This is a genomic window from Cyclobacteriaceae bacterium (genome assembly GCA_030584025.1).
Lineage (GTDB): Bacteria > Bacteroidota > Bacteroidia > Cytophagales > Cyclobacteriaceae > UBA2336.
On sequence record CP129487.1, the window covers coordinates 1,578,945 to 1,603,110 of the forward strand.

The 24,166-nt window shown below is 42.9% G+C and carries 17 protein-coding genes; 9 read left to right on the plus strand and 8 right to left on the minus strand.

The genetic code is table 11. From position 1 onward, the window contains the following. Complete coding sequence (locus QY309_07420) at positions 1 to 2,439, plus strand: serine/threonine-protein kinase (GenBank protein WKZ61308.1); 2,439 nt, start codon at positions 1 to 3, stop codon at positions 2,437 to 2,439. 121 nt (positions 2,440 to 2,560) lie between these two features. Here QY309_07420 and QY309_07425 read toward each other — a convergent pair whose 3' ends face one another. Next, positions 2,561 to 4,012 (minus strand): hypothetical protein, encoded by a 1,452-nt coding sequence (locus tag QY309_07425; protein WKZ61309.1) that lies wholly within the window; start codon positions 4,010 to 4,012, stop codon positions 2,561 to 2,563. A 258-nt stretch (positions 4,013 to 4,270) separates the two neighbouring features. Between QY309_07425 and QY309_07430 the strand changes: the two genes are divergently transcribed. Then, complete coding sequence (locus tag QY309_07430) at positions 4,271 to 5,359, plus strand: sensor histidine kinase (GenBank protein ID WKZ61310.1); 1,089 nt, start codon at positions 4,271 to 4,273, stop codon at positions 5,357 to 5,359. Positions 5,360 to 5,379: 20 nt separating this feature from the next. Here QY309_07430 and QY309_07435 read toward each other — a convergent pair whose 3' ends face one another. Beyond that, positions 5,380 to 5,760 carry a DoxX family protein gene (locus tag QY309_07435; GenBank protein ID WKZ61311.1) on the minus strand — a complete coding sequence of 127 codons (381 nt, stop codon included), beginning with the start codon at positions 5,758 to 5,760 and terminating at the stop codon, positions 5,380 to 5,382. Between the two features lie 83 nt (positions 5,761 to 5,843). On the opposite strand from QY309_07435, the gene QY309_07440 reads away from it, so the two are divergent. The 4 genes from QY309_07440 (at position 5,844) to QY309_07455 (ending at position 11,270) form a co-directional block, all read left to right on the plus strand. Next, positions 5,844 to 7,403, plus strand: a complete 1,560-nt coding sequence (locus tag QY309_07440; GenBank protein WKZ61312.1) for a helix-turn-helix domain-containing protein — start codon at positions 5,844 to 5,846, stop codon at positions 7,401 to 7,403. 327 nt (positions 7,404 to 7,730) lie between these two features. Further along, the gene (locus tag QY309_07445) at positions 7,731 to 8,585 is read left to right on the plus strand and encodes a class I SAM-dependent methyltransferase (GenBank protein ID WKZ61313.1); all 855 of its coding nucleotides are present in this window, start codon (positions 7,731 to 7,733) and stop codon (positions 8,583 to 8,585) included. Between the two features lie 143 nt (positions 8,586 to 8,728). Continuing rightward, positions 8,729 to 10,873 (plus strand): glycoside hydrolase family 97 protein, encoded by a 2,145-nt coding sequence (locus tag QY309_07450; protein ID WKZ61687.1) that lies wholly within the window; start codon positions 8,729 to 8,731, stop codon positions 10,871 to 10,873. A 13-nt stretch (positions 10,874 to 10,886) separates the two neighbouring features. Then, complete coding sequence (locus QY309_07455) at positions 10,887 to 11,270, plus strand: DoxX family protein (protein ID WKZ61314.1); 384 nt, start codon at positions 10,887 to 10,889, stop codon at positions 11,268 to 11,270. Between the two features lie 27 nt (positions 11,271 to 11,297). Here the strand turns inward: QY309_07455 and QY309_07460 are convergent, their stop codons facing one another. From QY309_07460 to katG, 4 genes are all read right to left on the minus strand, one after another. Further along, a complete protein-coding gene (locus QY309_07460; GenBank protein ID WKZ61315.1) occupies positions 11,298 to 12,416 on the minus strand; it encodes a caspase family protein in 1,119 nt (372 codons plus the stop codon). Then, positions 12,413 to 16,117 (minus strand): T9SS type A sorting domain-containing protein, encoded by a 3,705-nt coding sequence (locus QY309_07465; protein WKZ61316.1) that lies wholly within the window; start codon positions 16,115 to 16,117, stop codon positions 12,413 to 12,415. The genes QY309_07460 and QY309_07465 overlap by 4 nt, the downstream gene beginning before the upstream one ends. Next, complete coding sequence (locus QY309_07470; GenBank protein ID WKZ61317.1) at positions 16,114 to 16,866, minus strand: Ser-Thr-rich GPI-anchored membrane family protein; 753 nt, start codon at positions 16,864 to 16,866, stop codon at positions 16,114 to 16,116. The genes QY309_07465 and QY309_07470 overlap by 4 nt, the downstream gene beginning before the upstream one ends. 185 nt (positions 16,867 to 17,051) lie before the next feature. Then, the gene (katG, locus tag QY309_07475) at positions 17,052 to 19,220 is read right to left on the minus strand and encodes a catalase/peroxidase HPI (protein WKZ61688.1); all 2,169 of its coding nucleotides are present in this window, start codon (positions 19,218 to 19,220) and stop codon (positions 17,052 to 17,054) included. A gap of 203 nt (positions 19,221 to 19,423) precedes the next feature. Here katG and QY309_07480 point away from each other — a divergent pair, with 203 nt between their 5' ends. After that, on the plus strand, positions 19,424 to 20,359 hold the full coding sequence (locus QY309_07480) for a LysR substrate-binding domain-containing protein (protein WKZ61318.1): 936 nt from the start codon (positions 19,424 to 19,426) through the stop codon (positions 20,357 to 20,359). A 31-nt stretch (positions 20,360 to 20,390) separates the two neighbouring features. Here the strand turns inward: QY309_07480 and QY309_07485 are convergent, their stop codons facing one another. After that, positions 20,391 to 21,275 (minus strand): PAS domain S-box protein, encoded by an 885-nt coding sequence (locus QY309_07485; protein ID WKZ61319.1) that lies wholly within the window; start codon positions 21,273 to 21,275, stop codon positions 20,391 to 20,393. A gap of 313 nt (positions 21,276 to 21,588) precedes the next feature. On the opposite strand from QY309_07485, the gene QY309_07490 reads away from it, so the two are divergent. Together QY309_07490 and QY309_07495 are read left to right on the plus strand one after the other, a co-directional pair. After that, complete coding sequence (locus QY309_07490) at positions 21,589 to 22,905, plus strand: hypothetical protein (protein ID WKZ61320.1); 1,317 nt, start codon at positions 21,589 to 21,591, stop codon at positions 22,903 to 22,905. A 333-nt stretch (positions 22,906 to 23,238) separates the two neighbouring features. After that, the gene (locus tag QY309_07495; protein WKZ61321.1) at positions 23,239 to 23,760 is read left to right on the plus strand and encodes a hypothetical protein; all 522 of its coding nucleotides are present in this window, start codon (positions 23,239 to 23,241) and stop codon (positions 23,758 to 23,760) included. A 31-nt stretch (positions 23,761 to 23,791) separates the two neighbouring features. On the opposite strand, the gene QY309_07500 is transcribed toward QY309_07495, so the two are convergent. Next, positions 23,792 to 24,091 carry a DUF3817 domain-containing protein gene (locus tag QY309_07500; protein WKZ61322.1) on the minus strand — a complete coding sequence of 100 codons (300 nt, stop codon included), beginning with the start codon at positions 24,089 to 24,091 and terminating at the stop codon, positions 23,792 to 23,794. Positions 24,092 to 24,166 lie beyond the last annotated feature (75 nt).

Genomic DNA, 24,166 nt, shown 5'->3' on the forward strand with positions numbered 1-24,166 from the left:
ATGAGGTACTCATTTGAACTGCTCGAAAAGCTTTATGCCGAATGTCTTGACAAATCGGAAGGGGAGCGCCTGATATTCATTGAGGAATCTTGTTCTGATAATCCGGAATTAAAACAAACCCTTATCCGGATGTTAAGCGTGGATGAAGGCGCTGATGATTTTTTTGATCTTTTTCAGAAAACAATAGCGGGTTCAATGCTTGGCACAAGAAACCCAGAGTTAGAGTCAGGAAGCCAGGTAGGCAAGTACACCATTAAAAAGTTAATTGGCAGGGGCGGCATGAGCAACGTGTACCTGGCTGAGCGATCGGATGGAGAATTTGAGCAGTTGGTTGCCGTAAAGTGTTTGCCACATGGTCAGAAACATATCGCGCTGAATAAAGCGGAGCAGCAATTGCTTGCCAAGCTTCAGCATCCGGGTATTGCTACCTTGTACGATGCCGGTAAAACAACAGCGGGAATTTCTTATTTTGTTATGGAGTATATCGATGGCAAGCCCATCGATGATTATGTTGAACAACACGACCTGACAACCCGCGATCGGCTTGATTTATTTCTACAGGTTACCAAAGCTGTGTCGTATGCACATCGGCACCTTATTCTCCATCTTGACTTGAAGGCTTCAAATATTTTAGTCACAGAAACAGGTCAGGTTAAGTTGCTCGATTTTGGCATTGCCACAGCATTGCAAGAAGAAGTGCCTCAGGCAAATTTTTTTCTTGGAACGCCTCAAATTGCCGCGCCCGAGCAAATGTCCAATACACCGCTTACCTTGGCAACCGATGTGTATCAGCTGGGCATATTGTTGCACAAACTGTTAACTGGGAAATTTCCAGGTCAACCGGAAGAATCTGATCAGGGCATAACCCGGGCGGATTTATCTCACTGGGTTGATCAGGAACGAAGAGCGATAGACTCCATTCAATTTGAACTTCGGGCCATTATTAACCGATGCCTTGAGAAAAATTCATTGAACCGGTATGCCAATGTTGATGAATTGGCTGATGACATTGAGAATTTTAGGCATCACCGACCGGTAGCTGCGGTTAATGGTGGGCGAGGGTATAGGTTTAATCGTTTTATAAAAAGAAATCGTGTAGCTGCACTAAGTGCCATGCTGGTGTTTACATCATTAGTAGTTGGAACGATGGTCAGCTTATGGCAAGCCTATGAAGCGCGTGAACAGCGCGATCTCGCCATTCGGAACGAACAAGTATCTGCAGCAACCAAAAATTTTCTTATTGATTTATTCATGGCTGCGCATCCCAGTAAATCGAAAGGTGATACCCTCACGGTTTTTCAATTTCTTGATTTGGGTTACGAACGTTCTTCGACTTATGATGGATCGCCCGAAATAAAGCTCGATATGCTGACTACATTTGGTAAGCTTTACCGTTCGCTAGGCGATTATCAGAAATCAAGTGCTGTGTTGGACAGTGCATTTGATTTTGCCCGCGAAGCCGAATTGCCGGTTTCGGTTTCGTACATACAAGCCATAGAGCAGTTAGCACTTTACCAACGCGATGTGGGTAACTATGACTCAGCACAAACGCTGTTGAATCATGTGCTTCGCTTATATGATGAGATTCAGTATCCAAAGCAGGATAGTGTATACACCACTTCTTTAAAATACCTGGCTTTTGTAGTAAAACTAAAAGACGAACCGGACAGTGCCATTAGACTAATTGAGCAAGTAATAGCGTTGGAAGAAAGCATCTGGCCTGAAGCCAACAATCTTAAGTTGGCCGAGAGCTATTACATACTTGGTACTATCTATAAAGATCAGAAGGAGTACGAAAAATCGATTGCGCAAATTTCCCAATCGCTAGCCATATGCCAATCGGTAATGGGTGAATATTATCCGGGTACGCTGGCCAATTTCAATTTACTGGCCACGCTTCATAATCAAGCTGGTCAGCACGATCAGGCCTTGCAATATGCGTTACGAACACCAGCAATTGCTGTAAAGCTTTTTGGTGAATGGCACAGTGAAACAGGCACCACTATGGCAAACCTCGGTAAATTGCTGTTAGATCTCGATCAATACGACAGTGCATACAAGTATCTATCAAGGGCTCATCAGATCAGAGAGAAGATTTTTTCTGGCAAAGCACATGTTCATACCATGATCTCTTTGAATAACCTGATTAATCTTTTCCATTTAACCGGACAAATTGATTCAGCGAGTTTATACCTGGAAAAGGGACTGATGATGAGTCGTTCTGAACGCATACAGGACCGCCAGCGGGTAGTCACCTATCGGTTAGCTGGTGAAATTTTTAAGAGTCGCGGCCAGTATGATTCAGCGTTACGGTACTACCAACGATCATTAACCTTGAGCCAGGATAATATGATACAGGATGACGATCCGCGTCTGACCTACTTGCGTTCGAAAATACAGGAAACAGATTCCTTGCGTTCAACTGCGATTGCTCCATAAAAATAGGCAGGCTGCATTTTGCAGCCTGCCAACAGAAGAAAACTACTACCCACGCTATGATACTACGTTCGTGTATCTATCCGTGGCAAATGTATTTCTTCTGTACCTGAAACATACTTAATTAATTTTGCTGAATGTTGCCAGATGCATTGTTGCTGAAGGTATTCCCATTTTGTGTTAAGTTAATGGTGCCTGCAGCAGTCAATAGACCATACGTCTGACTGTTTGATATGGTACTATTGGTAAGGGTTAATTGTGATCCTGCACCTGAACCAAACATGTAAATGTTGGCGCCCCGACCGGATAGATTTCCACCATACGATACAACACCCTGATTGATTTTATTCAGGTTTGAGGGTGACGCAATTTCAATGCCTTCCCATGATCCGGCTGATTGCGTAAGCGCACTAAATGTGATTTTATTGGCTGCTGTACCGTCAGCGATTAAGGCACCCTCATCAGTTACCCATAATCGAAGTCCTGCATTGAATAGGGAAGTAGCGCCTGCTTCAAAGGTTACATTGCTTCTCAGTTCAGCGCTGCTATACCAATGATATGGAATAGTGAGTGCCGGAATGGTCCCTCCATTCTCAAAACGTACATTCGTATTTCCTGCTGCTGCTACTTCAATGGCTTGTGCTCCATTATTGGCGTAGGTTGAATTTTTATCTAGTGAAACAACTCCACCGGCACCTAACCGTATTGGAGCGGCATCATTATTGCTAATCGTATTGCTGCTGAAATCTGGTATATAACCAGTATTCCCATCTATAAAGATACCATATCCAGCAGTTTGTGTGATGGATGTATTCTGGATAATTGCGCGTGCGGATACATTGCTTTGGATACGAACTGCTGCTTTTTGTCCACCTATCTCTGAACTTCCGGCATGTAAAATATTTGCATGAATGAGTTTGTTGTTTACATTGTTGGAGGTAAATGAAATACCGCGCCAACTTCCTTTTACTTTATCCATTCCACGAAGTATAATTTTCTTTTCGGCTGTTCCTTCTGCATTGAGGAACGAGGGGTTTCCATTAAGCCAAAAGAATACGTCTGCTCCAAATTCAATAACAACACCAGCACCCAATGTAATACCAGCTGTCGCTTGAATCGTGTTTGGTGCATAGTAATCGGGGATAGCCTCTTCTTCAAACAAATCTGGGTAAGTAGTGTTTGAAGTGATGGAATTGGGCAACACCCCACCGATATAGAGTTTCAAAATTGCTGAAACCGAAGCGCCTCTTGAATCTTCAACCTCAATCTCAATTCTGTAAAATCCGGCAATATTGGTAGTGAAGGTGGCGTTGGTGGCACTTGTGTTGTTGAGTACAGGTGCTGAACCAGCAGGGGACTCAATAATGGTCCAGGTGATGTCAAGTGGGTCGCCATCAGGGTCGGTAGCCGTAATAGTAATGTTGCTTGCCGTACCCGTACGACCGATAATATCGTCACCAATCTGTAAGGTAGGTGCGTTATTTTCCGGAGCCGGTTCATCGTCCTTACAGGCGTTGAAAGTGATGAGCGCAACCAGCATAATTGCACTAAAAAGATGTTTTGCATGTGTTTTCATAGGTTTTTTGGTTTTCTTCTACCGGTACACACACGGTTTTCAGGTAAACTGGCTCAATGAATGTGACTTTTTTTTGAAGGCTGTCTGGGTTATAGTGCCTTGCATTACCTCTTTAGCAATTGGTAATTTGAATTTCGAGCATTAGTTCACTGCCCGTTTTTTATTGGTTGTCGATAAACTATTTTTATCTTCGTATGGGATTAACTCCTATTCGATTGGCAAGTCAAAGGTATCTACAGCTTGGCTTTGTTAGTAGGTATGACATTGACATTCAACAGTCTCACTTCTGATAAGGATTTTCTGGAACGAATTCTGGATTTTCTACCCTATCCGTTTATACTTTCTGAACTCAAAGCGGGCACATACAGGAATTTTTACCTCAACCGAAAGTTTTATCAAGAGATAGGGTATGGCCTGGAGGAAATTCCTACCATTGATGCATGGTTTCTTCATGCTTATCCAGACGAAAAGTATCGACAAGAAGTGATGAGCGGATGGTCGATCAAGCTTGCTGCGGCCCAGGAGGCGAGGGAAGATGCCGTCATGATGAAGGTATTAATCCAGACAAAATTGAATGGTATGCGGTGGTATGAGGTTAAAGCCTCCATCATCGACAACATGCAGGTTGTGGCTTTTGTTAATATCCATGAAGAAGTACTTCAGCAACAAGAACTGAAAAAGTTAAACGAGAATAAAAACCAGGTGCTTTCAGTTCTTACACACGATTTGCGTTCACCTATTCAAAGTCTTCAGGGTATTATGAAGCTAGCTTTTCGTGATGATCTTTCGCAGGCAGAATTTATTAAACTTCTTCGTGATTTGCATGAGCGAAGTCGAAACATACTTGACCTGCTGGATACCACCTTACTCTGGGCTAAGTCAAATTTCAACACCATTCAGTTTAAGCGTATACAGGTAGATGTAAAGCAGATTGCTCAGCAAGTACTTTTGGCATATGATAATTTCGTTCAAATTAAGCAACTGCATGTGGCGCTGAATGTAGCGGAGGACAAACCCATCTCAGATCCTGATGTTGTCAATATTGTTTTGAGGAACCTGATATCCAATGCCATCAAGTTTACCCCAATGGGCGGAAGAATTGAGATCAGAGGTGCTGAGCACAATGGTTTTTATGAGCTTGTTGTTCAGGACTCAGGTATTGGAATGGATCCGGAAGTTGTTAGAAAGGTGATGGCCGAAACCGGCATTAGTTCACGCGGAACATTAAACGAGCATGGCATTGGTATTGGCATTTCACTTTGTTTACAATTATTGTCTCGAATAAACGGAGTGTTATCCATAGCGAGCGAGCCTGGACAAGGTACGCGGGTGCAGATTTGTTTTTAGAGAATATCGCATTGTACCCTTTATCGTTTATTATCAGCTATAAAAAATAACACGAGCAATACCGCCAAAATAAGTACACTGTATTCAACACCACCACTGCCATGGCCCACCACAAACCAACCGTTTGGCAAGTGAACCATAAGCAATCCTGAAGCAATAATCAATGCGTGGAAAATTATACAATAGCGTACTTTAATTCCGAGTGCCAGTAAACCGCCACTGATAATTTCGCCTATGGTGATCGCCCAGGCAATGGGTACACCAATCAGTAAACCTTTACTGTTTAAATAGGTTCCAAAATCAGCTACCGATTCGTGGTAAAGGCGTGCAATGCCATGGGTAATAAAGATGATGCCCATGGTAACCCGAAGCACCACTAAAGAATATTGGAATCGGTTCATGCGTTCAATATTTCGATACCTTTGATATGCTGCTGGTTGCGAATTTAAGAACCAATCTCAGTAAAAAACGTATGAAGAGCCATATGAATTGGTGCTATCCGCTGATATTGGCTTTTGGGCTTAGTTTTCCGGCTTTTTCTCAACATCACACAAATGGCAATATTTCGCAAGCTGATTCTTTATTGGAGCTGGCCAAAAATTTTCAATGGATCGACTCCTATCAATCTTTGAAGTATGCTGAGCAGGCCCTGGCACTTTCCCGAAATATTCAATATGAGCAAGGTATTGCCATAGCTAATAATCTTAAAGGATTTTGCTTTTGGTCGTTTGGTGATAACGACCTGGCTATTGAAGTTGCGTTGGAAGCCCTGGAAATCATCAAAGCCATTGGTCACACACGTGCCGAAGCAGAAAGCTATTACATTCTCGCCCGCGCGTACATGGATTTGAACGAACAGAAGAAATCAAACGAGTACATTGCAAAGGCAGAACACACAGCGTTGAATGGTAGCGACTGGGAACAACTCTGCAGCATTTATAACCTGCGCGGGGTAATCAAGTTTGTGCAAGGCCAGAAGGACAGCGCACTCTATTATTATACCAAAGCCTATGAAGTAGGAAAAACTCACGGAGTAGCACCAATTAATTTTCCCCGAATTATTTCAAACATCGGTGAGTGCTATGAAGATAACCCCGGGTTGGCTTTCAAACACTTTCATGAAGCACTACGACTGGCAAAGGAAACCAATAACCGGATTGCAGAAGCCTCTATCACAGATATCATCGGGCATGCTTCTTTAAGGGCGAATGATTTAAAAAATGCTGAACTAAACTTACAAAGCGCGCTTGGATTGGCTCGGTCATTGGGGCTACGCAGGGTCATTCGCCATGCATATGCAGGTCTGGTGGATATAAAATTAAAACAGAATAGGGGAGATGAAGCGATAGTTTACCTGCAACAATACTATGCGGTTCGCGATAGTTTATTAAGCTCATCCAAAATCCGACAGATTGTTGAACTGGAGTCGCGGCATGCCCTGCAACTCAAAGAGCAACAACTTCAATTGCTTAAAGCAGAAAATCGCATTCAAACGATCTGGAAAAACCTGATGATTGGAATGGTTGTGCTCCTGGCGTTCCTCTTAATTGCGCTGTATTTTCTTCAACGTTATCGCTATCGAAAAAATCGCGATATGCTTAACCTGGAAATCGACTACCTCACCCGCCAACAGCAGGAAACGCTGACAAAGTTCAAAGATCAGTTGGTAAACGATTCAGCTGAAGCCCTGGAATCGCACGATCAAAAATTATTAAAAAAGGCAATTGCCGTTGTTGAACACCACATCAGCGACTCTCAGTTTGGTGTGGAAGGCCTCGCAAATGAGCTGAACATGAGCCGAACTAACTTGCATCGAAAGATTAAATCGATAACGGGATTTCCTCCAAGTGAACTCATCCGAAGCATACGCCTGCGAAAAGCCGCCAAATTGATTGCCCGTAAGGTGGATAGTGCCGCACAGGTTGCCCTGATGGTTGGCTTTGATGATTACTCTCATTTTTCAAAAGCCTTTAAAAAACATTTTGGGGTTTCACCTTCCGGTTATTTGCATTACACCGAGGCATCCGAGCAGTTGCACGCTTAATCGGGCTTGGTTTTATGTTCCACCCTGTTGTGCTAAGGTTTCAAATTACTGCCACGCTGCATGGTTGAAACATAAGACCATGCAAATGGGAGATTTTCACAACCCCACCATGCAGCCATCGGGGTAGTTTTGCCGTTCATTTAGGCAATTGGATTAAAATTAATCGCTAAACTTTTTTAACGTAACATGAATGCAACAAAGGGAAAACGAGTGTTAGCCTTATTAATGGGCATAGGTGTGGTGACTTTTATCGTAATGAAAATTCTGCAAGACGGTCTTGCTTTGTGAAAATCTCTATCAACTATTAAAATAAAATCAAACAAATACATGACAACGACAACAGCAATCAACCCCAATCAGGCATTGTGGGAAAAAGGTGATTTTACACGCATTGCAGAAACCATGCGCACAAGTGGTGAAGCATTGGTTAAGCAGTTAGGTATCTTGAGGGATCATTTTGTTTTGGATATTGGCTGCGGAGATGGAACTACCGCAATACCAACTGCGCGACTTGGTGCACGAGTACTTGGCGTTGATATTGCCCGGAACCTTGTAGAAGCCGGAGCCATGCGCGCCAGGCAGGAGCGGTTACAGAACATCTCCTTCCAGCATGGTGATGCCTGCAGCCTGGACCTTCCTGATAAATCCTTTGACATGGTGATGAGTATTTTCGGAGCCATGTTTGCCCCCAAGCCAACCGAAGTGGCTAAAGAACTTGTTCGGGTTACTAAACCCGGTGGAAGAATTATTATGGGCAACTGGATTCCGGGCGACCCGACCTTGGTGGCACAAATTCTCAAGATCAGCTCCGTGTATACACCTCCGCCCCCCGAAGGATTTATCAGTCCGATGTTATGGGGCGTTGAGAGCCACGTAGTGGAACGCTTCGGAGCAGCTGGCATTGATCCAAAACAAATTTCCTTTCATCGCGACACCTATACCTTTCACTTTACCGGCACGCCACAGAAGTTGGTTGAAAACTTTCAAACCTATTATGGCCCAACCATGAATGCCTTTGAGGCCGCTGAAAAAAATGGAAAAGCACTTGAGCTACAGCGGGAACTTGAAGATCTGTTCAAGAGCCAGAATACGAGTAAAGTTGAAAACCAAACCATTATTCCGGCTACGTTTTTACGGGTTACGGTTCATGTGCCTGAGAAATCACGCTCTGTTTTGATGTAGGCTTCAAAGCTAAGTTAAGTGACTGTCATTAATCAGATAAGTCACTTAACTGATAGCAGTGTTTGTTAATTCTTGCATGGATATACGCGGGGAACTTTCTATTATTGTCAACTAAAACTGATTGTGACAATTCGTTCGTAATGATGAAAAGAATGTTTCTCCTTGCCGGACTTTGGTTAATACTAACCTTTGCCGGTGCACAAGTCCTGCAATCCCCAAACGGTGAACTGACTATGGAATTTTCCATACAACATGGGGGAGTTCCTGTATATACATTATCCTTCCGAAATAGACCGATAATCAAACCAAGCTCATTGGGTTTTGCTTTGCTGAATGAGGAGAAATCATTGGATCATGATTTTACCATCACCAAAACAGAAACCGATTCTCACGATTCAACTTGGGAACCGGTTTGGGGAGAAGAAAAAAGTATCCGCAATTATTACAACGAGTTGGCCGTTACACTGACACAACGTAACACCAACCGGATTATGGTGGTACGGTTCCGTTTGTTTAATGATGGCCTCGGATTTCGCTATGAGTTTCCACAACAACCCAACCTGGTATATTTTGTTATAAAAGAAGAGCAAACCCAGTTTGCCATGACCGGTGATCACACAGCTTTTTGGATTGCCGGTGATTACGATACGCAGGAATATGACTACACTACCTCCAAGCTCACGCAAATCAGAAGCCTGATGCATTCTGCTGTAACACCTAATGCATCACAGACTCCGTTCTCGCCCACAGGAGTTCAAACCTCATTGATGATGAAAACGGATGACGGACTCTATATAAATATTCATGAGGCTGCACTGATCAATTATTCGTGCATGCACCTTAACCTGAACGATACAACCCTGGTTTTTCAAAGTTGGCTAACACCTGATGCAACAGGTGCGAAAGGCTATCTGCAAGCCCCAACCCAAACACCATGGCGTACCATTATGGTAAGCGATGATGCACGCGATATACTTGCATCGCGGATGACGTATAACCTGAATGAGCCTTGTAAGATTGAAGATACTTCGTGGATAAAACCAGTAAAGTATATTGGTGTGTGGTGGGAGATGATCACCGGTAAAAGTTCGTGGGCATATACCAATGAGTTGCCTTCTGTTCAGTTAGGTGTAACAGATTATACTAAGGTTAAACCGAACGGAATCCATGGGGCAACCACAGCAAATGTTAAGAGATATATAGACTTTGCTGCACAGCATGGTTTTGATGCCGTTTTGGTGGAAGGATGGAATGTTGGCTGGGAAGATTGGTTTGGGAAGGCAAAGGATTATGTATTTGATTTTGTAACACCATATCCTGATTTTGATTTGCCCGGATTGCGCGATTATGCAAAATCAAAAGGGGTGAGGCTGATGATGCATCATGAAACTTCGGGCTCAACACGTAATTACGAACGCCACCTCGATCAGGCCTTCCAACTTATGCAAGACAATAATTATAATTCAGTAAAGACTGGTTACGTTGGGCATATTTTGCCAAAGGGATATTACCATTACGATCAATGGACAAACAATCATTATCAATATGTAATTGAAAAGGCAGCACAATACAAAATCATGGTTAACGCTCATGAGGCGGTTCGGCCTACCGGTATTGCCCGAACCTGGCCAAACATGATAGGAAATGAATCGGCTAGAGGCACAGAGTTCCAGGCATTTGGTGGATCGAAGCCTAACCATGTAACCATTTTGCCTTTCACCCGCCTGATTGGCGGCCCCATGGATTATACTCCGGGTGTTTTTGAAATGGACATCAGCAAGGTAAATCCGAATAACAATTCGCATTGCAATAGTACGCTGGCTAACCAACTGGCTTTGTATGTTACCATGTACAGTCCGTTGCAAATGGCTGCCGATTTACCAGAAAACTACGAACGCTTCCCAGATGCTTTTCAGTTTATCAAAGATGTAGCCCTTGATTGGGATGAGAGCAGATACCTGGAAGCAGAACCCGGACAGTACATCACCATTGCACGCAAAGCAAAAGGTAAAGCAAACTGGTTTGTAGGCAATGTGAATGGTGAGACGCCCCGAACATCCACGTTTACTTTTGACTTTTTGGAATCAAACAAAACGTATGTGGCCACCATCTATTCCGATGCACCTGATGCCCATTATAAAACCAATCCGCAAGCGTATGTTATCAGAAAGGTGTTGATAACCTCTAAATCAAAATTGAAACAATGGTCGGCTGCGGGTGGGGGATATGCCATTCAAATTCAGGAGGCTTCAACCAGCGATTTAAAAAAGTTAAAACGACTTAAATAAAAACACCATTACGATGACACAGCCAACGGCAAAACGTAACAACATCTTATTCTGGGTCTTTACAATATTGTTTTGCGCCTTCATGATGATGTCTACCATCCCCAATATTCTTTCTGCTCCTGAGTGGGTAGAGGTATTTAAAATGCTTGGATACCCGTTGTACATGTTGCCGTTCATTGGCGTAGCTAAATTATTAGGAGTAATCGCTTTGTTGGTCCCTGGCTTTCCACGGATCAAAGAGTGGGCGTATGCCGGGATGTTTTTCGACTTAACCGGAGCAGTTTACTCGGGACTCATGACCGGTGGGTTTAATCCACAGATGTTGATCATGCTGGTGCCTTTTGTGCTGGGCGGGTTATCGTACATGTATCATCACAAAAAGCTGAAGGTATCCTGATTTTGAATTTCAGGACGACTTAGTGAATCAATCTTTTCTGATAAACACAAAATTTCCGCCTTCATCTCCTACATTTCTGATTTCGCCAAAAAGCGGACGTGTATCTGAATTATTCCGCATTGCCATACGTACTTCATCAAACAAATCTTCGGTAGGTAGATATTTGTTCTTGTTTTCGGTAAGCGTTTTTAGAAGATACTTCATAAATACACTTTTGTCAGGAACCGTACTCAAAGAGCCACTGGTTATCGCTTTACGACTGGTTCGTTTCATTAAATTGGAAATGTCTTCGCTGGCATTGTTAAATGCGGATCTCGTCTTGAATATTGAGCCACTGAAACATGCATCAGAAATGAGCAACGTATGTTTTGAATTAATGGCACCGATGTTTTCAACCAAGGCACTATTTCGAAACCACCTGACTGTATTCGCTTGTTGCGCATCAGCGGGTAACCAATATCCAATGTTTGTTCTTTCATTATAGTACCCATGACCGGCATAAAAGATCAACAATAAATCCCCGGGGCCAATATTGCGACTAAGTTCCTCAAAGGTGATGATGATCTCTTCGTAGGTTGGATTTTTCAGAAAGATGATGTTCTCATCTTTAAAAGTATACTGTTCAATTAGCACGTCTTTAAGCGCAGTCGCATCCTTAATGGCTTCGGAAAGCGAAGTAATTTTTGGATCCTGGTATTCATCAATTCCAATAATCAACGCATGAAACCGATCGATCAGAGCTGTGGAAGTAACTTCTGTTTTAGGCACCGCCTGAGCTTGCACAATAAAAGATTTCTCGCGCACATTGTTAAAACGATCTTTGGCAAAGACTTCTATTTCCTTTCCAGATATAAGGGAATAGGTCAGCATGAGTGTATCTTGTCCATTGACTCCAACGGATTCATTATTGATTTTTAATTCGGTAATCCCGCTTTCATCTAATACCCGAATATTTACTTCTACTTTTCCCTCGTCATTCGGGATACCCGAATTTTGGTAAATCATAAAAATTTCAGGCGCATTAGTTTCCTGAGTTTTAAAACTTACTTTAACCGGGTTACTGGTTGCTTCAATTTCCTGGCTAAACAGGAGTATCGGCAACAAGTAAAGTCCGACTAACAGAAAATTGCGCAGTAAATTCTTCATCGGATAATGATTTTTTGTGTGGTGGTTTTATTTCCGGCAGTAAGTCTTAATAAGTATAACCCTGTTTGAGTAGCAGTCCATTCAAACGTATGATTGCCGTGCGGTAACGATTTATCGACCACATGCGAAAGGAGTTGGCCTTGCGCATTGAAGATGGATATTTTTACAGGCATACCCCAGGCCGATTCAGGAATATACATCGGTATTGAAATTTTGCCAATGGATGGATTAGGGAATGCCGGGGCAAACGTAAGTGTTTCCCGCTTCAGCTCCTCTTCAATGTATGCCTGGTCTCCATACATAATCACAATATTTTCAGTTTCAGTACCTAAGTGAGCAGTAGATTTCTTTCGCATGTTTACGGCTTCTTGTGTGAGCGGATTGAATAGGAACAACTGCTTATCATTGTTTCCAAATTTTGTATTATCCCATTGCATTATTAACGAACCCTGATCGTCTTTATGAATTTTTACCCGCCAGGTGTATGCATCTTGAGTTGGCACAATGTCCCTAGTGAAGGGTCTACCTTCTTCTAGGTTGTGTACCTGAAGTTCAAAAAATCCCATTCCTTGTAAAAAGGGCATACTGGTTCGATCAAACTCGTCTTTTAAAATTTTCGCATCTGGATGCATGCCAATTCCGCCCAACTGGTTGGTTAATGATCCGTTGGTAAGATGCAGGGGCAATACCCATGCGGGCTCGTCTAGTGTGTTGTTACTGCCTTTGGCGGTGCGTCCACCAGAAGTATTATTTTTTAGTACGGGTATCTGTATGGTGGTTGCACTGTTGACAAAAGTAAAGCCTCCCTGAAAACGACCAAGTGTAGCGCTTTCTGCCAGGGTGCCACTGTTAAACGTAACGAGTTGTTCATTTCCTGTAAGCTGAGTGTTTGCATCAAGCACATCCTGCCACACGATTGTAAAGTCATACGGGTTGCCGATCAGGTTCCAGCCCTGGGTTAAAGAAATCTCAAACGGATCGCTTTCTGTTGCTGGCACGGTTCGTCCCGGACCTGTGTTTATACTGACATTGCTTTTTGAAATGAGCCAGTATCCAAGACCGGGGGCAACGGATGAAAACCCAGGAAACTCACGGTTGTCATTTTGGTAATACGCGAACAGGCGCCATTTTTTTGGATCGTAGGTTCCAAGTTCATCAAATACGGTCGTGACAGAAGGGTTGTCGAGTGATAGGGGAATGGAGAGGATCTGGTAGTCTTCTACTTTATTGCCAAAACGCAGTGCCGGAATAGCAAGACCATTTCCATAGCGCAAATGTGTGTTTCCTTCGCTACTCAGGTAACGAACACCAGAATTATCTGTGATTTCAAAATAATATGTAAGCCCTAGCGGATCGGTCAGGTTTGATGAATTTAAGGTTTTGGTAAATGTATTTCCGGTAGGGGTTATGTCTTCCGATGTCCAACCGGCTTGCTCTTCGGTTATTCCCTTACTCCAGAACTTTCCGGTTGATGAACCAATAGCATTTAACGTTACACTCACGGGTGTACTTGCAGTTTTATCCGCAACCTCCGGGTAATCTTCATCAATAATTTCGGGTACCAGAATTTTTGAAAGAAATGCATCAGCACCACCGGCTGCATAGTTGGTTTGAAATGCTCCTGCGGTGGATAGTCCGCTCGTAGCCGTTCTACCTGTAATGTAAATGGCTTCGTCATCTTTAGCTATGCTTTCAGCAAAATCATTATTGTTGCCACCAAAGTAGCTGGCCCATTTAATGTCGCTGCCATCGGGTGTAAACATGGCAATGTATACATCATAGTTGGCTGAATAGGTATTATCAAAACCATTAATGGCAATGTCACTGCTTAAGGTTTCTCCTAGAAGGAAAGGATGTCCATTACCGTCTACAGCAATAGATTTGCCTGTATCTTCCAACGTACCGCCAAAGTAGCTGGCCCATAGGAGTGTCGATCCGTTACTGCTTAGTTTTGCGATATATGCATCTTGTCCGCCACCAGTTGTTTCCTGAAAGGTTCCCGTTGTTGAAAAATCTGAAATGAAAGAGGCACTTCCACCGACATAGAGGTTGCCGGAAGGATCAACTGCTATGGTATTTATATTTCCTTTAAAATAGGTTCCCCATAATCGCTCCCCATCCTCTTTAAACTTCGCTATAAAATTATTGGCCGATCCAGTATTTACTTGTATTAAAGATCCGGATGTAGTGAGATTTGCATCCTGATCTGCTGACTGTGTAGTAGCTTGGCCAGCCATGTAGATGTTGTTATTTTCATCAACAGCCAAAGCAACTGCTTCCTCATCATATTCGCCACCGTAGTACGTTGCCCACAAACGTGTTGTTCCTGTGCTGTTAAACTTTACAAGGTATGCGTCTGGTCTGTACCCAAGTTGCGGATTTGAGTAATCTTTGTCAAAGCCTAGTGTTGACTGATTAATATCACTGATTGCTGCTTCGGTTTTTCCAGCCAGGTATATATTCCCAATGTTATCAGTTGCTACTGCAAGCCCACGATCATCATCGTTTGTACTATAGTAAGTAGCCCAATCGCACTCACCGGTACTCTTAAATTTTGCGAGAAAGCTATCATCCCCACTTTTATATTGATTATCATAAAGCAGTAGCGGAAGATTGTTGCTTCGCGTCCAACCTGAAACGACAACATCTCCGGACGGATCAAGCACCAAATCAGAAATGTTATCTGCGGCATTTCCACCATAATAAGTTGCCCACAAACGTGTAGTTCCATCACTGCTTAGCTTAGTGATAAAAAGATCTTGCGTGCCACCGGCAGGTTTGGTGGTTATGCAGCCGGGGGAACTGGCCATGGCTGTGCTTGTTGTTGTTCCGCTTAGAAATACATTACCGGAAGCATCAACCCCAACGGCTTTACCATCATCAGAGGCGGTGCCTCCGTAGTATGTAGTCCAGATAATTTCAGGATCCAGCACAATGGGTTTATCGATACGGGGAAGTTTAAATCCGATTCCATTTTTTCTTTTGACAAAGGATACATCGATAGGTTCTTGCTTATTGTCCGCAACCCAGGCCACAGGAGCTTGTTCTTCCAGGTGGCCAAGTGGTGTTACTATTTTAAGCTTTTCATTTTCAAGATTTGGTGAGGCGCCAGTAAAATCAAATGAAATCAGTGAAGCATCAGCATTGGCCTGCATCATGATATCATACTTTAGATTGCCGCGCTCATTGATGTAATACACTACATCAATACCTGGATATAAATTGGTGTATTTAATTTTATTATAGTGCTTAACTTTGGTTACACCAGCACTGCAATGGGGCAAATAATAATTGCTATATCCATCCTGCTCATCAAGCCCGCTTACCTGAACATGGTTGTTGGCATTATCCCACATCATATCAACCCGATAGACAAGTTGAGTTAGTTCATCACTGGGTTGGTTTATGTCTGGTTTTCCTGAGGCTTCGCTCACAGAAAAGTCATCGGGCAATGATTTTGTGAACGTGTTCCATTGGTAGGAGAGACCCTGTTTATGAAAATAGACGGTAACTCCATTTTGTTTTAGCGTGAATAAAACATCTTGTAAGACTGTACCTGATTCGTCAGCAACCTGACCCTTATTTTCTTCAAACCCTGAAGTATGCTTTACGCCCATTAAGGATTGCTTAATGTGTTGGGCATTTCCTGTAGTGACAATCAGGAAAAGTGTTTGGACAAAAAGTATAGTCTTTGCTTTCATTCTCCAGGTTTTGGTGGTCCGGGCAAATCGGGCGCTTCTTCATCAGATCCTCCGGATAACACCGCCACTACACCTCCCACAACCAGTACGGGGATCAGTTTTGTAAGCAAGGAAACTTTAGGTTTTATTTCAAACGGAAAGGTGGTTGATTGAATCGTTGGGTTTTCACTTTTTGAAATACGAAGGCTATAGTCTTTGCCTGTCTTTGCTTTTGAAGGAATATTCCATGAGTAAACGTTGGTGTTTTCAACATCTGTAATTTTAGTTACAACCGTTTTTTCCTGAAGTAATTCAATGGTGATCAACTCATTGGCTTTGCCTCCATTCCACTCTACGTTTACAACACCCCCACGTTTATACGCATTGAAGTCAAGCGGCTTTAGCTGTAGGCGATTGGGGTGATTCAAGCTTACCATTAGTGTAGCTTTAACTTTAAAAACTATTTCCTGATTGAAATTCGCGGGCAGCGATCGCTTGGCATCCCACGTAATTCTTTTAGCCGCTCCTGGTTCTACATTTTCACCGGCATCACCAACCAGTAAAGAAAGCTTTTGTTGAAAATTATCGATGGAGGAATACAGGCTGATGTCAAATCTGTCTGCAACATCATCCGTAATGAGGTCATAGCTCATGATTACATGCTCTCCATCAAAATGTGCCGCAAAGTTACGGATGCTTTGGGCTGATGCGCTGGCTATACACAGCAACAGTATTCCAAGGATAAATTGCCTTGACTGTAAAGAATACATGAGGTTGAATTTGAGGGTTCTGATGATTTAAGTTAACAACAAAATCCCTTTTATTGAAATCAAATGCATAAAAGCGCATATACAGGGCGTATCGGGCGTTTTCTGATTCTGTGAACATCAACAAAAACAAAAGAGGTGACTCATTGCTGAATCACCTCTTTCTGTTCATTGGAATAATGAAATACTTAATTCAACTCAAACCGATCCGCATTCATCACTTTGTTCCACGCTGCGATAAAGTCGTGTACAAACTTTTCACCGGCATCGGAGCTTCCGTATACTTCGGCCAAAGCACGCAGTTCGGAGTTCGAACCAAATACGAGGTCAACACGGGTTGCGGTCCATTTTACTTCGCCTGTTTTACGGTCACGACCTTCAAATTCATCTTCTGAACCTTTAATTCCTTTCCACACAGTTCCCATATCCAACAGGTTTACAAAGAAGTCGTTGGTCAACGTACCGGGGCGTTTCGTGAATACCCCATGTGCTGAGCCATCGAAGTTTGCATTCAAGGCACGCATACCGCCAACCAACACGGTCATTTCAGGGGGTGTAAGCGTCAACAATTGTGCTTTGTCCACCAACAGCTCTTCTGCTGAAATGCTATACTTCTTCTTCAGGTAGTTGCGGAAGCCATCAGCAACTGGTTCCAGTGGTTCGAATGATTCCACATCCGTTTGTTCCTGTGTAGCATCTGCGCGGCCAGGGGTAAAAGGAACTTTTACATCATAACCACCATCCTTCGCAGCCTTTTCGAGGGCGGCACAGCCAGCCAACACAATCAGGTCAGCAAGTGAAATTTGTTTACCACCTGAAGCCGAACTGTTGAAGTCTTTTTGAATGCCTTCAAGTGTTGAGATTACCTTCTTCAATTGGGCCGGATTGTTCACGTCCCAATCTTTCTGTGGAGCTAGGCGGACACGTGCACCATTGGCACCACCACGCTTGTCTGATCCACGGAAGGTAGAGGCTGAAGACCATGCGGTGGAAACCAATTGAGAAGTGCTCAAACCTGAATCCAGGATTTTTTTCTTCAGGGCTTCAATATCTTTATCATCAACAAGTTTATGTGTTACTGCCGGAATCGGATCTTGCCAGATCAATTCCTCTTTCGGTACTTCCGGTCCGAGGTAGCGCGCACGCGGCCCCATGTCGCGGTGGGTTAGTTTGAACCACGCACGGGCAAACGCATCGGCAAACTCATCTGGGTTTTCATAAAAGCGTCTGGAGATTTTTTCATAGATCGGATCAAACCGCAAGGAAAGATCGGTTGTAAGCATGCGCGGTTCATGGCGCTTCGACTTGTCGTGTGCATCCGGTACACTGTTCGCACCTGCACCATTCTTCGGTCTCCACTGGTGTGCACCGGCAGGGCTTTTAAATAGTTCCCACTCATAACCGAACAAGTTCCAGAAGAAGTTGTTGCTCCACTTGGTAGGCGTACTGGTCCACGTTACTTCCAGTCCGCTGGTGATGGTATCGCCACCCTTACCAGAACCGTAGCTGCTGTGCCAACCCAAGCCTTGTTCCTCAATGGTTGCGGCTTCCGGTTCTTTGCCCACATGCGAAGCAGGAGCAGCACCGTGTGTTTTACCAAACGTATGGCCACCCGCAATCAACGCTACGGTTTCTTCATCGTTCATGGCCATGCGCTTAAATGTTTCGCGTATGTCTTTGGCGGCAGCAATCGGATCAGGATTGCCGTTAGGGCCTTCCGGGTTTACGTAGATCAATCCCATTTGCACAGCGGCCAGTGGGTTTTCAAGATCCCGCTCACCCGAATAGCGTTTGTCACCCAGCCACTCCTTTTCTGAACCCCAGTAAACATCTTGCTCAGGTTCCCACACATCTTCACGACCACCCGCAAAACCGAATGTTTTGAAGCCCATCGATTCGAGGGCCACATTTCCGGCCAGGATCATCAGATCTGCCCATGAAATTTTTTTGCCATACTTCTGTTTGATTGGCCAAAGTAACCTGCGTGCCTTGTCGAGGTTTACGTTATCCGGCCAGCTGTTAAGCGGGGCAAAACGCTGCTGACCAGCACCTGCACCACCGCGGCCATCGCCAATGCGGTATGTACCTGCGCTGTGCCAGGCCATACGAATAAATAAAGGACCATAGTGTCCAAAATCTGCCGGCCACCAGTCCTGTGAGTCGGTCATTAATGCTGTAAGGTCTTTCTTTACGGCTGCCAGGTCAAGACTCTTGAATTCTTCCGCATAGTTGAATTTCTTTCCCATCGGGTCGGATAGGGATGAGTGTTGCCTGAGAATATTTAGCTTCAGTTGGTTAGGCCACCAATCCTGATTTTGTGGACCGCTGCTTGCGGTATGAAACGGGCACTTGCCCATGCCGTTTCCATTGCTTGAATGTGTGTGATCTGCCATGGTTGTTTAGTATTTAAGCGTTTAATTATTTACGAGTTTCCTTCCGACAACTGTGCAGTATACTTACTGATCACCAGTTTGTCTATGACTAAAGTCAACCTTCAAGATTACACCTGATACCGTAATAAATCAAATTGATTATATTTATGGTCTTATAGTTATTATCTATGACTTTAACTCAACTTGAATACGTGGTCGCGTTGGATACGTACCGGCATTTTCTGCTGGCATCTGAAAAATGCTTTGTGACTCAGCCTACATTAAGCATGCAGATTCAAAAATTGGAAGATGAGCTTGGTGTGAAACTATTTGATCGCACGAAGCAGCCTGTTATTCCAACGGAGATTGGAGCGAGTATTATTGCGCAGGCCAGGGTGGTATTGCGAGAGGCTGGCATGATTCGGCAATTGATTAGCGATCAGAAAGATGCACTTACCGGTGAGTTGCGCATCGGGATTATACCTACGCTTGCACCATACTTGTTGCCTCCATTATATAAAGAAATGCGGGAGAAGTATCCGCAGCTTAACCTGGTGATTAAGGAAACGATAACCGAAGAAGTGATTCACGAATTAAAAAACAACAGACTGGATTGTGGATTGGTGGTAACTCCATTGAAAGACCCCTCCATAAAAGAAGACGTCTTGTTTTATGAGGAGCTGTTTGTGTACGTTTCAAAGAAAAATGCGTTAATCGACAAGAAGTACGTGCTGCCCAACGACATTGATCCGAATCAACTGTGGCTGTTGGAGGAAGGGCATTGCTTTCGCTCACAAGTGCTGAACTTGTGTGAATTGCGGAAGCGAGGCGACTTTCATGTGAGGTATGAAACCGGTAACATTGAAACCCTTAAGCGCATGGTAGATAAAAGTGATGGCATAACCATTCTTCCCGAACTGGCCGTAATGGAATTCAGCAAACCCCAACTCAAACTTGTCAAGCGATTAAAGGAGCCAAGTCCGGCACGTGAGGTAAGCCTGGTAACTCACCGCGACTACATCAAGAGCAAACTGATCAAAACCTTGAAAGAAGAAATTCTAAACATTGTGCCCAAGCCTATGCAGAAGTTGCAGAGTAAGAAGGTGGTGGAGATAAATTATTAATGCTGAATTTGTTAATTGACGATACCGAGTTCTACACATTCTTATACCGTGTAATATCCAAAGCAATACCCATATAGTTACCGTTGGGCAACATCGAGTTCGACCAATTGAACCACAGCTTCTTTCCATCTTTATTTATAATGCTTGTTTCCATGGATACGATTTCTTTTGTTAGAATATTTGGGTAGTGCAAAATATAATCCCGACTGATCCATCCATCTCGCAGATTCTGTGAACGCCACCACCCATCTTTTACCAACTCGCCCGGTTCGTAGCCAAGCACGCTACGCACCGAAGGACTTACGAACACAATTTCACCAGCCTTATTGGCTACAATCGACATAACATTAAGTTTTTCCAGGTGAGCGTGAGAGTGCTTGATTCCAGATAGGAGCTTTAAGCGTACCGTGATTACAATTCCGAAAACACCAAGCGCAAGCATTAGATTGAAGAAGGCGATCAGGTTTTCGCTGCCCAAATCAAATCCGGCATAGGCAACCTGGGCTGCCAGCAGAATAATAAAACACTGGATTCCATAATAGAATAAACTATTAATTATAATGGAACTGGCACCCACAACCAGGATTAGAATGGTTACAGCGTTCGGATCGAATTTATTGATGACCACAAACGCAATGACATAAAAAAGGGTGCACATGTATAGGAAGAACGAAAACCACGCGATGATGGTACCACGCTTGTATCGGAAAAACGTTATAACGAAAAATACACATCCCAGCGCAATGATCGCCCAGCGTATACCATCAAGGTCTTTCAGGTCCGGCAAAAAACGGTCATACAATAGCTTGGTTATGGCCGCGGTAACAGTAAATAGGGCGATAACCAATCGTACGGAGCCAATGGACTGGCGCAACAATACTTTACTGACAAATGGGTTGCTTGTCTCTTGATGCATAAGGGTTTAGGTAAAGGTCGGGCTAAGATTAGCAAGAGTTTATTCAACTAAAAAGTCAAAATTGGTGTAAATATTACTTCCTGAGGCAGGAATAGAGGGTACTTTTTGGTTCTCCTTTATGTAAGGTAATGGTGCAATTCGATACAAACACTTAAACGGGATTAGGTTTTCCATTTTTGACCAATGACTCAACCCTTTAGCTAAACTTGTTAATTGATGATGTCAATGCTGTGCATTCATACCCTGAGCATAAATCTTTGAATTTAAGATATCTCGATTTATTATATTTGAGAGTATAAATAAACTTGTCCCCATGACTTTAAATTATTATGCAAATAAACTGTTAATCCATATTACTTTCTGTTTGATATCGGATAATGTATTAATTGTAAAACGTTCTACAATACTATTTTTATGCTTGATTGGTGTCCTGCTATTCGCTTGTAATGAGCAAAATGATTCAGAGTTAAAACTTAAATTGGAAGTTGAAAAAATTTCCAGCTCACAGATTTTGTTAACATGGAATTCAGTTTCGACTAATGACGAATTTAGAATCTGGCGCGTAAACAACAAGGTTAATGGTAATGATCCTGAACTCATGGGTACTGTTGACCCATCCACGCTACATTATATCGATGATAACCTTCCTTTAAGTCACTCTCTAACTTATTATTTGACAACAATTGTTGAGGGCAAAGAATTAAAAAGTAATGAGATTCAAATTGAAGGGGCAGAAAGTTTGCCAATTCTTCCTTACCAAATGGAGCTTATTCCAAATGAGAAATTAGCTATTGTAAGGGGCTACCGAGATATCTTTTTAATAAATTTTGAACAAGGTACTATTCTCAAGGAACTTTCTTTTGATGGTCGAGTAGGGCAGATGTTTATTAAGCAAAGGAAGGGTATACTAGAACTTTTTATTCCATGTACCGATAACAATATCTACATTTTGAATGCTCGAAATCTGTTGCCCATCGATACCATAGATGTAGACAAGCCAATTGAAGCAGTAGTTGTTAATGGTTTAGGTAAAATCTTTTGCTCTGGATTTTTTGAATCTGGTCATATACGAGTATATGATCGCAACACGCATGAATTGATTACGGCAGTACAGGCTGAAAGTAATTGTGGTTTAGCGTTACAAAATGATAACAACCTGGTGACCGTCTCAAAGCATTTAACTCCGGCTACCATGAGTTATTATACTTTTAACGATGAAGGCTTTCTAATTAGTCGAACAGACGATCCGTATGGGTATGATTATGAAATGGAAAGTGATCGCTTGTGCGTTTCTGATGACTACATAGTTACCTCTCGAGAGGGTTTTATCTACACGGCCAATCAATCAATGACCTATGTGGCCAAAATCAATCAAGGTGGTTCTGATAAAGCAGACTTTGAATTCTCCTCTAATGGGAATACTATTTATGCTACAGTCACCAATCAAAACTCAATTTTAAAGTCAACCATAGTTAATGACAATATTTCCACTACAGTGATCAAAACACAAGGATACCCTTGGATTCTTGCGCGTGATGGTAGCAGACTTGTAGTGCTTTCATCTCCAGAGCCTTTTTATTTAAGTTCAACTACAAGTGGTGTGATAATTGAAATTATAACAGTCCAATAAATTATGCCGAGATAACTCGCTGTGTTCGGTAACAATTTTTGCTGTAAACCTGATAGCTTTTGATATTCATGAGATTTACGCTTCTTACCCAAATATAGCTTTGTGTTGTCTATTTCTTGGACATGAATCTTCATTTAAGGTTGTGTAGGCATAGCAAGAATCTATTCGAGTAAAAAAGTCAAAATTGATGTAAATCTTACTCCCCGGGGTAGGAATAAGGAGTGCTTTTACTGGTTCGCTCTTAATGTAAGATAATGTTGAAATTCTATACAAACACTTATCGGTAGTTTGTTATTTTACCGATCATTATATTTGCTTTTCCTTAATTATAACATGATGAATTATACAAGATTATTATTGCTCGCTCTCTTTGTAGTTCTTTTTTCCTGTAGCGATGATGAAGCTCCGCTGCCCACCAGTGAGGGAATGTTGGGCACATGGTCCGTTACCGCCATCAGTTACAAAGGATCAACCACCACCACAGTTTCAGGTGTCAGCATTAAAGCGGATTTCACCGGAACTGGTAAAGATATGGATTTGACTACCACTTTTAGTGAAAACCCAAATACCGTTACCAGCGAAGGTAGCTATACGATTGTTTTGACTACCACCATGCTGGGACAAACCACTACAGAGGAGTATCCTTTTGATGAAGCCGTTATTGATGGCACCTGGACATTGGAGGGAAGAACGTTGACTATAACCAACGGAGCAATTACTCAGGATGCAACAATAACCCGTCAAACCAGCACGGTATTAGAGGTAAAAATCAAACTTGAGGAAACAGAAAGCGATCCAAATTTTACAGTGACCACAAAGGTGGATGCGGTGTATACTTTTGAAAAGCAGTTGTAAAGCAATTTTAATGGAGAATGGGTTTAGTCAATCACACTAATGCATACTCCTTTTTCAATCTTCGCTCCACCACAAATGGCACGATTGGCAGGAGTGAGGCAATAAAATACCCCGCCACCCGACTGAAGCTCCAGGCATATTCTTTCCAGCATAACACCAACCACAAGGCATAAAGCATAAACAAAACTCCATGCGCCCAACCTACAACGGTTACGGCAACAGGAAAATCGAAGAAATACTTTAAAGGCATGGCAATACCCAACAGTAAAACATATGAAATGCCTTCCAGTAAGGCTATCGAGGCAAAAGTCTTAACTTTTTGATGCTGCATAATGGGTATTGGGCGTTAAATCGGGCGCTAAAATGTAACGGAGTGGGCAGTAAAGCAAACTTAATTACACTGGAA